Source organism: Shewanella sp., assembly GCF_047975355.1.
Lineage (GTDB): Bacteria > Pseudomonadota > Gammaproteobacteria > Enterobacterales > Shewanellaceae > Shewanella.
In genome coordinates this window covers 69,501-76,724 of record NZ_JBKEDJ010000061.1, presented here as the reverse complement: position 1 = coordinate 76,724, position 7,224 = coordinate 69,501, and the positions used below count along the sequence as shown (strand labels likewise).

The window sequence follows — 7,224 nt, the reverse complement described above, 5'->3', positions numbered from 1 at the left end:
CCGTCCGCCGCTCGCCACCTCATGAGTAAACTCCCTTGTGCTGCCGCTCGACTTGCATGTGTTAGGCCTGCCGCCAGCGTTCAATCTGAGCCATGATCAAACTCTTCAATTAAAAGTTTTGTGAACCCGAAGATTCGGCTCAATGAATTCTGAATCGACTTAACTTAATAAGTCGTTGTACATATTGCTATGAACACTCATTCATTGATTTAAATTTTGATTACTCGCCAAACGGCAGAGTAATTTCGATTAACTCAACACCTGTGAGTGTCCACACAGATTTGCTTGATAAATTGTTAAAGAGCATGGTGATTTGCCTTGAGCGCTCAGCGCTTTTAGCTTTCACCGTTGACCCCTCTGGGCCAGTGGATGCGCATTATAGGGATGTCAGATTTTACCGCAACCCCTTTGACTAAAATAATTCGAAAAAGCGATTCGAGTGCGCACTTTTTAAACCAAACATCCGTTTTAGCGCCTAATTCGCTGTAATTTCCATCACTTTAGCAATCTCCATAACCCCAGACAAAGCATTTAGCACGGGTCACAAACTAAAACGATATAGACACCGCCGCACTTTTTGCTGTTAAGCTCGCGGTTTGAGCTCAATCTCGCAATTCGCATGGATTGATGCGCTTTAAAGAGCAAGATAGGCTATTTTTTTAAAAAACTCGGCACATCTGCAATGCTATCGAGCACGACAGACGCCTCTCTATCATCAGCTATTGCTTTACCTGTACGCACAAGAATGCGAGTCGGTATACCTGCCGCTTTAGCCGCGAGCATATCATCGGCTTTGTCGCCCACCATCACCGACTGCGACAAATCAATTTTCAGGAATTTTGCGGCATCGAGTAGCATGCCTGGTTTTGGCTTACGACAGTCACAATCCATTTTATATTCGCCAAGACCTTTTTCATTATGGTGCGGACAATAATAGATACCATCGAGATCGACACCTTTATCGGCAAAGTTCCAATCCATCCATTCGGTGAGGCTGTGGAATTGATCTTCCGTATACATCCCACGAGCAATACCCGACTGATTGGTGACTACCACTAACTTGTATCCCATTTGCTTTAAGGCGAGGCAGGCTTCGAACACGCCTTCTATATATTCAAAGTCATCCACCTGATGCACATAACCATGATCTTTGTTGATCACACCATCACGGTCTAAAAATACGGCTCGATTGACTGTACCCACAGTACTACTCCACTCACTAAAAACGGCGCTTAATGCGTAATTTCCCTATTATTCCATCCATTGCAAGAAATTGCACCGCGAAGTTGTAGAGATATGATGCTGTTTAACCCAGCTCCGGCTTATCTCAACCTAAGCGAGTTTAAGACAGCAACAGACAGCCACTTATCAGAGCGAATTTCGCCCAAAAAATCTATCTATAAATGTTTTTTAAGCATAAGGAATGCAGTATTCAATCGAGCTTTTCCCTTTATTTGTGCTGTTTTTAACGGTAACCTTGCACGGATAACAATAAAACACCTAAAAATAGACGGTCATAATGAGTCGAACTACGCCTATAGTCCATAAAACCCGCACCCAATTAGTTGTAGAAGTGCTCAGAGATAGAATTCTTTCGGGTGATATAGCCGCAGGAGAACCACTCAGACAAAGCGCCTTAGCCGAAGCCTTACATGTAAGTCGCATTCCCGTAAGAGAAGCCTTATTGCAACTTGAGGCGGAAGGCCTAGTGAAGTTCGAACCCCATAAAGGGGCGACCGCGACCGAATTGTCCGTTGAACAAGTAACCGAGCTTTTTGAATTACGCGCCATGATCGAGACCGATCTGCTGGCGAAAGCCATACCACGACTTCAAGAAGAAGATTTAATAAAAGCAGAACGCGTATTGGAACAATTGGAGTCGGCCTTTAAACATGAAGATGCCGTCGCCAGTTGGAGCGAGCTAAATACACAGTTTCATACCTGTTTATATCAAGCAGCCAATCGTCCACATACGCTAGAGGTTGTACACGGCCTCAATACTAACTGCGATAGATATATCCGTTTGCAATTGCTGCTCGCTGGAGGCATTCCCGCAGCAGAGCACGAGCACCGCGAACTGCTCAACTATTGTAAGCAAAGAGAAACTGAGAAAGCCACGGCGTTGCTGCGACATCATATTTTGCATGCCGCAATGACAATTCGGGATCTTGTCGCCAAACAGGTGGTCTAGATCACGGACAGTCATTCGTTATACCGCTAAGCGTTGTTGTCGATTTGAGGCAGCACGCTAAGTTCTGCCTTTTTTATTTGAGAGAAAACACCATGCAGTACGCCACAATCACGGGCTGGGGAAAATGCGTTCCTCCCGCAACTTTGACTAACGATGATCTTGCCACTTTTATCGAAACTTCCGATGAATGGATTAAAAGCCGTACTGGGATCAGCCAACGTCATATTAGCCATGTGAATACCTCAGAATTAGCATCGGTTGCCGCTAAACGCGCCCTTGCCACGGCAGGCATTGACGGCAGCGAAATTGATATGATCATTTTAGCCAGCGCCAGCCCTGATACCTTGATCCCGAATATTGCCTCCACCGTCCAGGCGAATATTGGTGCAAGTTGCGCAGCTTTCGATATCAACGCAGCCTGCAGTGGCTTTTTGTACGGTCTAGGCTTAGCCAGCTCACAGATCAAGAGTGGTCAATGCAAAAAAGTACTAGTGGTAGGTGCCGAACGTTTATCTTTCTACCTCGACTGGTCACGCCGTGAAACCGCAGTGCTCTTTGGTGATGGCGCCGGTGCCGTCGTGGTTGAAGCAACGGGCGTTCCAGGCGGTGTATTGGGCTATGAGCTGAATAACGATCCTGAAGGTCGCGATATCCTAAAAGCTGGTTTTGGTACTGCGATGGATAGATTCTCCGCCGAATCCTTAGACTTTTATATTCAGTTCGATGGCCAGGAAATCTTTAAACGTGCCATCAATGGTATGAATAAGTTAAGCACTCAAGTGCTTGAAAAATGTGGCGTCGATAAAGATGAAGTCGATTTAGTGATCCCGCACCAAGCGAACGAACGCATTATCGATACTCTCGTTAGCCGCATGAAGATCCCTAAAGAAAAGGCCTTCGTGAACATTGCTAACTATGGCAACACCTCGGCCGCAACTATCCCCATCGCTATCTGTGATGCATTGGAAAAAGGCTTAATCAAGCCGAATCAAACCATTCTGTCCTGCGCTTTTGGTGCGGGATTAACCTCTGCAGCACTGCTACTGCAATGGGGTGAGCGCGTGACTCCGGTTCAAGTGAGTGATGCCCAGCTGCCACCCTGCGAGCTAAGTGGTATTGAGCTAGTTAAACGTGCAGTGGATTATTTCTGTAAATAATTTAGCCCTATAGCTAGATTAACAGGCCATCCCCGGATGGCCTTTTATAGGCTTTGTTTCCAAATTCGAATTTCGGCACAAAATCCCTCTTAATTGTTTAAATATCACACGATATATTGAGTTTCAGGCATGCCTTGCCCTGTGAGTTTATTCAGCGCCTTGATCATGGCGTAAGTCTCCGCCACCTGAGCGTTGTAATTTCGCATACTCAAACGGCCACCCAGCAGCTGTTTTATTCTGTACATGGCCGTTTCTGAAATTGAGCGGCGGTGATAGCCATAGCGCTGCTTCTATTTCTTATTTGAACCATAAAGCTTCTGAAAACTCACCGCGAGATTACGCTGATGTCCTTGCTCCCAGTATGCCGCTCCTTCACGGGGCGGGATCAAGGTAAATGCCCGTTTACGCCGGATAGCTTCGTGGCACTCACGTGTGTCATAGGCACCATCACCTGAAATAGTGTGGATTTTACACTGGGTTTGTTTGAGTAAATTGGGTAACACTTCAGCATCCGTGACATTGGATAAACTGAGTTCAGCCGCGATAATCTCGTGTGAATGAGTATCAACGGCGATATGAAGCTTGCGCCAGACACGGCGTTTACCCTCTGTACCATGCTTCTTCACTTTCCATTCCCCTTCGCCATAGACTTTCAGTCCCGTAGCATCAATCGCTAAGTGGGCAATAGCACCACGCGATTTCGTTTTGAAGGCAATGTTGACAGTCTTCGCGCGTTTGCTGATACAAGTGTAATGAGGGCAGACAAGTGGCACCTGAGCCAGGTTAAATACTGAATTAATAAAACCTTGTAATGCTCGCAAAGGCATGGCGAAAATACGCTTAACCATAAGCGCGGTGGTGATGGACAAATCACTAAACAACCGTGGACGACCTTTCTTACCTTGGTCTGCTTTAGCTTGCCAACTTGCGATTGCATCTTCATCAATCCAAAAGGTAAGTGAACCTCGGTTGATTAAGGCTTGATTGTATTGTTTCCAGTTGGTCGTTTTATAGCGAGGTTTAGGCACGGTGGCTTGGTTGGTATGTAAACGATGCTGATCTGATCATCGGCTTCGAAATTAGTTCAACCGATTTTGGAAACAAAGCCCCTTTTATATAGTTGTCCGCTCAGGCACACCACGCATTTCATCCCAGTAAATCCCCTGCTTAAAATAGCCTGCTAGTTTTTGATTCAAGTCATTAAAACTTTTTATCGCGATCTCTTCACCGCACAAACATGACCAAACGAATCGATGGCAATTGTTATCGAATAAATCGTATTCACGGTATTGGTAAATGGCCTGCTTGGCTCGGTTAACAATATCAGTGGCAATCAGCGGTTGATGCTGATGATTACAGGCAATATAGATTTGGCTACCTGTGCGCCCCGCTAGAAAGCGTTTTACCGATACCGCCCTTATCAGCCCAGAACCATGTAACTCGATAAGGCAATCATCTGCCAACCAAATGCCGGTATGTTCAATCACCCCAAACACATAGCAGCAAACAATGCTACCAGGCTCAGGTGTCACTTGTTTGAAGCCCTTTTGCCACTGACTCGGCGCAGCAACCATGGCTTGCTTGGCACTCGCTTGCCGTGGCGCCTTGCCCAATAGTCGATCACGCTCAAGTTGTCGGCGCTGTTCACGCTCATCGGCGAGCAATAACGCGCCCATTGCAGCACTACCAAGCCAAAGTAACGGTAATGGCATATTATCCCCTTATGGCAACATTCATCTGTAACAGCACTCGTCTTTAAGTCAGCTCACCGCAAAGACAACCGTCTTTTAAACAAGTAAATCTTAGTCTTTGAATATCACTAATATGAGTGAAGTACAGTTCCAAATAATTGCCAATCTTTCTGCTTAAGCGCTTACAAGCGAAACTTGTTACTTACTCATTTAACTGACCTTTTGAGGCTTTAAACCAGCAACACTATGCAGTGTAATGGGAGAAGAGTTAATTGAAGATGAAATATGCCAATGCCTAAATCCATCTGCTTGTAAGCGGGATAAAGTCTGAAATGCGAAGAAGATAAGCAGAAAAACTGAAGCCTTTGCTGTCAAAGGCTTCAGTTAAGTGGTTAACCTATTCGTTAAACTAAGGTGTCAATGGCCTCATTCGTGAGTGCCATAAGACTTGGCAATATTAGAGTTTAACCAGCATCTTTCCTTTATTTTTGCCTTCGAATAAGCCAATAAATGCATCTGGAGCTTGGGCTAAACCTTGGTATACCGTTTCCTCCGATTTTACTTTACCCGCTTGCAGCCACTGCGCCATTTGAGCGATGAATTCTTCAAACTGATCGAAGTAGTCCATCACAATAAAGCCCTGCATGGTTAACTTTTTAGTGTTGATGGCTAACAGATTACTTGGCCCAGAGACTGGTGCCTGCGCATTATAATCGGCAATCATCCCACATACAGGAATGCGGCCATATTCGTTCAGCACATTCAACGCGGCTTCAAGATGAGCGCCGCCGACATTCTCAAAATACACATCAATGCCATCGGGAGCCGCGTCACGCAGCGCTTGGGTTAAATCGGTAGCTTTTTTATAGTTAATCACCGCATCAACACCTAAGCTTTTGACAAGTTCGGCTTTTTCATCTGAGCCAACCGAAGCAATCACTTTACAACCATTAAGCTTGGCAATTTGACAAACAACCATACCGACCGCACCGGAAGCCGCTGATACAAATACCGTATCCGTTGGCTTTAATTTAGCGATTTGCATCAGACCAACCCAAGCCGTCAGGCCTGGCATACCGATAACACCTAAAAAGTACTGCTCAGGAATATTCACTGCGGGTAATAAAGTGAGATCGCTACCGTCACTGATAAAGGCACTGCGCCAGCCACTGATATGGCTCACTTTTGCCCCAACGGGAAACTGTGGATTTAAGGATTCAACGACTTCACCAATGGCCCCGCCGTCCATAACGGCATCAATCTGGAATGGCGCAATGTAGGAGTCTCTGTCCATCATGCGGCCACGCATGTAAGGATCGACTGACATCCACGTATTTTTGATTAACACTTCTCCGGTTTTCAAAGCGGGTAATGTAACCTCGACCAACTTAAAGTTAGCCTGTGTTGGCATACCTGTAGGGCGTGATGCTAAATGAATTTGATTGCTTATCATGGTATTAACCTCTATTAAATCCAACACACATCAAACTGGAATATGTGTTTTTCGTAGACAATGCACAAACTATTAGCCTAAAAATAGTTTGTGCACAAATTTTATATTCATAAGGTAACCACAAGTGATGCATAAAGCAACTACTAATCCTAAAAATATTTTGCGCACAAACTATTTTTAGGCGGCATAATTTGTTAACATCACTATTCCTTGCTAATCATGGGTAAAGTGTATGGCTCAAAAATTATCTGACAATGTGTGCTTTGCACTGTATTCGGCCACGAACTCATTAGTGAGAGCGTTTCGTCCCATCCTTGACGAATATGATCTTACCTATCCCCAGTACATTGTGATGCATTCACTTTGGTACGTAAATGACGTCAGCCTCAAAGAGCTGTCTAACGACACGCGCTTAGATCCAAGCACCTTAACGCCAATAGTTAAACGTTTGGAATCAAAAGGATTACTCTCTCGAAATTTATCCGAATTAGATGAGCGGAAAAAAGTGATTTCACTCACCCCAAAGGGACGACAGTTAAAGGACGAAGCGACTCAACTGACGTCGAAATTGGTGGCTCGCTCTAACTTAAGTGCTGAACGCATCGAGGAATTACGTCTCTTATGCTTGGAATTAGAGACAGAGTTATCGAAAGACTAACCTCGCGGTCTGAAAATCGCAGCCAGACTTTCTACCACTAGAAAGTCTGACTGCGACAAAGACTGCCAACAGGA

At 45.1% G+C, this 7,224-nt stretch carries 6 protein-coding genes, 1 rRNA gene and 1 pseudogene; 3 read left to right on the top strand and 5 right to left on the bottom strand.

The annotated features are described in order from the left end of the window. Nucleotides 1–112 (bottom strand): 16S ribosomal RNA (locus ACK5NH_RS16060); the annotation flags it as partial. A gap of 539 nt (nt 113–651) precedes the next feature. Next, entirely contained in the window at nt 652–1,203 is a 552-nt protein-coding gene (gmhB, locus tag ACK5NH_RS16055) for a D-glycero-beta-D-manno-heptose 1,7-bisphosphate 7-phosphatase (RefSeq protein ID WP_416921695.1), read from the bottom strand. 316 nt (nt 1,204–1,519) lie between these two features. Between gmhB and ACK5NH_RS16050 the strand changes: the two genes are divergently transcribed. Together ACK5NH_RS16050 and ACK5NH_RS16045 are read left to right on the top strand one after the other, a co-directional pair. Continuing rightward, nucleotides 1,520–2,191, top strand: coding sequence for a GntR family transcriptional regulator (locus ACK5NH_RS16050; protein WP_416921693.1), 672 nt, complete (start codon nt 1,520–1,522; stop codon nt 2,189–2,191). A 92-nt stretch (nt 2,192–2,283) separates the two neighbouring features. Further along, a complete protein-coding gene (locus ACK5NH_RS16045) occupies nt 2,284–3,348 on the top strand; it encodes a ketoacyl-ACP synthase III (protein ID WP_416921691.1) in 1,065 nt (354 codons plus the stop codon). Nucleotides 3,349–3,452: 104 nt separating this feature from the next. On the opposite strand, the pseudogene ACK5NH_RS16040 reads toward ACK5NH_RS16045, so the two are convergent. The 3 genes and pseudogenes from ACK5NH_RS16040 to ACK5NH_RS16030 form a co-directional block, all read right to left on the bottom strand. After that, nucleotides 3,453–4,376: pseudogene (locus ACK5NH_RS16040) on the bottom strand (IS5 family transposase). 84 nt (nt 4,377–4,460) lie between these two features. After that, on the bottom strand, nt 4,461–5,060 hold the full coding sequence (locus tag ACK5NH_RS16035) for a lecithin retinol acyltransferase family protein (RefSeq protein WP_416921689.1): 600 nt from the start codon (nt 5,058–5,060) through the stop codon (nt 4,461–4,463). Between the two features lie 436 nt (nt 5,061–5,496). After that, the gene (locus ACK5NH_RS16030) at nt 5,497–6,492 is read right to left on the bottom strand and encodes an NADP-dependent oxidoreductase (RefSeq protein ID WP_416921687.1); all 996 of its coding nucleotides are present in this window, start codon (nt 6,490–6,492) and stop codon (nt 5,497–5,499) included. 232 nt (nt 6,493–6,724) lie between these two features. Here ACK5NH_RS16030 and ACK5NH_RS16025 point away from each other — a divergent pair, with 232 nt between their 5' ends. Next, the gene (locus tag ACK5NH_RS16025; protein WP_416921685.1) at nt 6,725–7,150 is read left to right on the top strand and encodes a MarR family winged helix-turn-helix transcriptional regulator; all 426 of its coding nucleotides are present in this window, start codon (nt 6,725–6,727) and stop codon (nt 7,148–7,150) included. Nucleotides 7,151–7,224 lie beyond the last annotated feature (74 nt).

What these genes read in the sequence shown, in the direction of transcription:
- ACK5NH_RS16050 (WP_416921693.1), top strand. Translation starts at nt 1,520, where the DNA reads ATGAGTCGAACTACGCCTATAGTCCATAAAACCCGCACCCAATTAGTT.
- ACK5NH_RS16045 (WP_416921691.1), top strand. Translation starts at nt 2,284, where the DNA reads ATGCAGTACGCCACAATCACGGGCTGGGGAAAATGCGTTCCTCCCGCA.
- ACK5NH_RS16035 (WP_416921689.1), bottom strand. Translation starts at nt 5,060, where the DNA reads ATGCCATTACCGTTACTTTGGCTTGGTAGTGCTGCAATGGGCGCGTTA.
- ACK5NH_RS16030 (WP_416921687.1), bottom strand. Translation starts at nt 6,492, where the DNA reads ATGATAAGCAATCAAATTCATTTAGCATCACGCCCTACAGGTATGCCA.
- ACK5NH_RS16025 (WP_416921685.1), top strand. Translation starts at nt 6,725, where the DNA reads ATGGCTCAAAAATTATCTGACAATGTGTGCTTTGCACTGTATTCGGCC.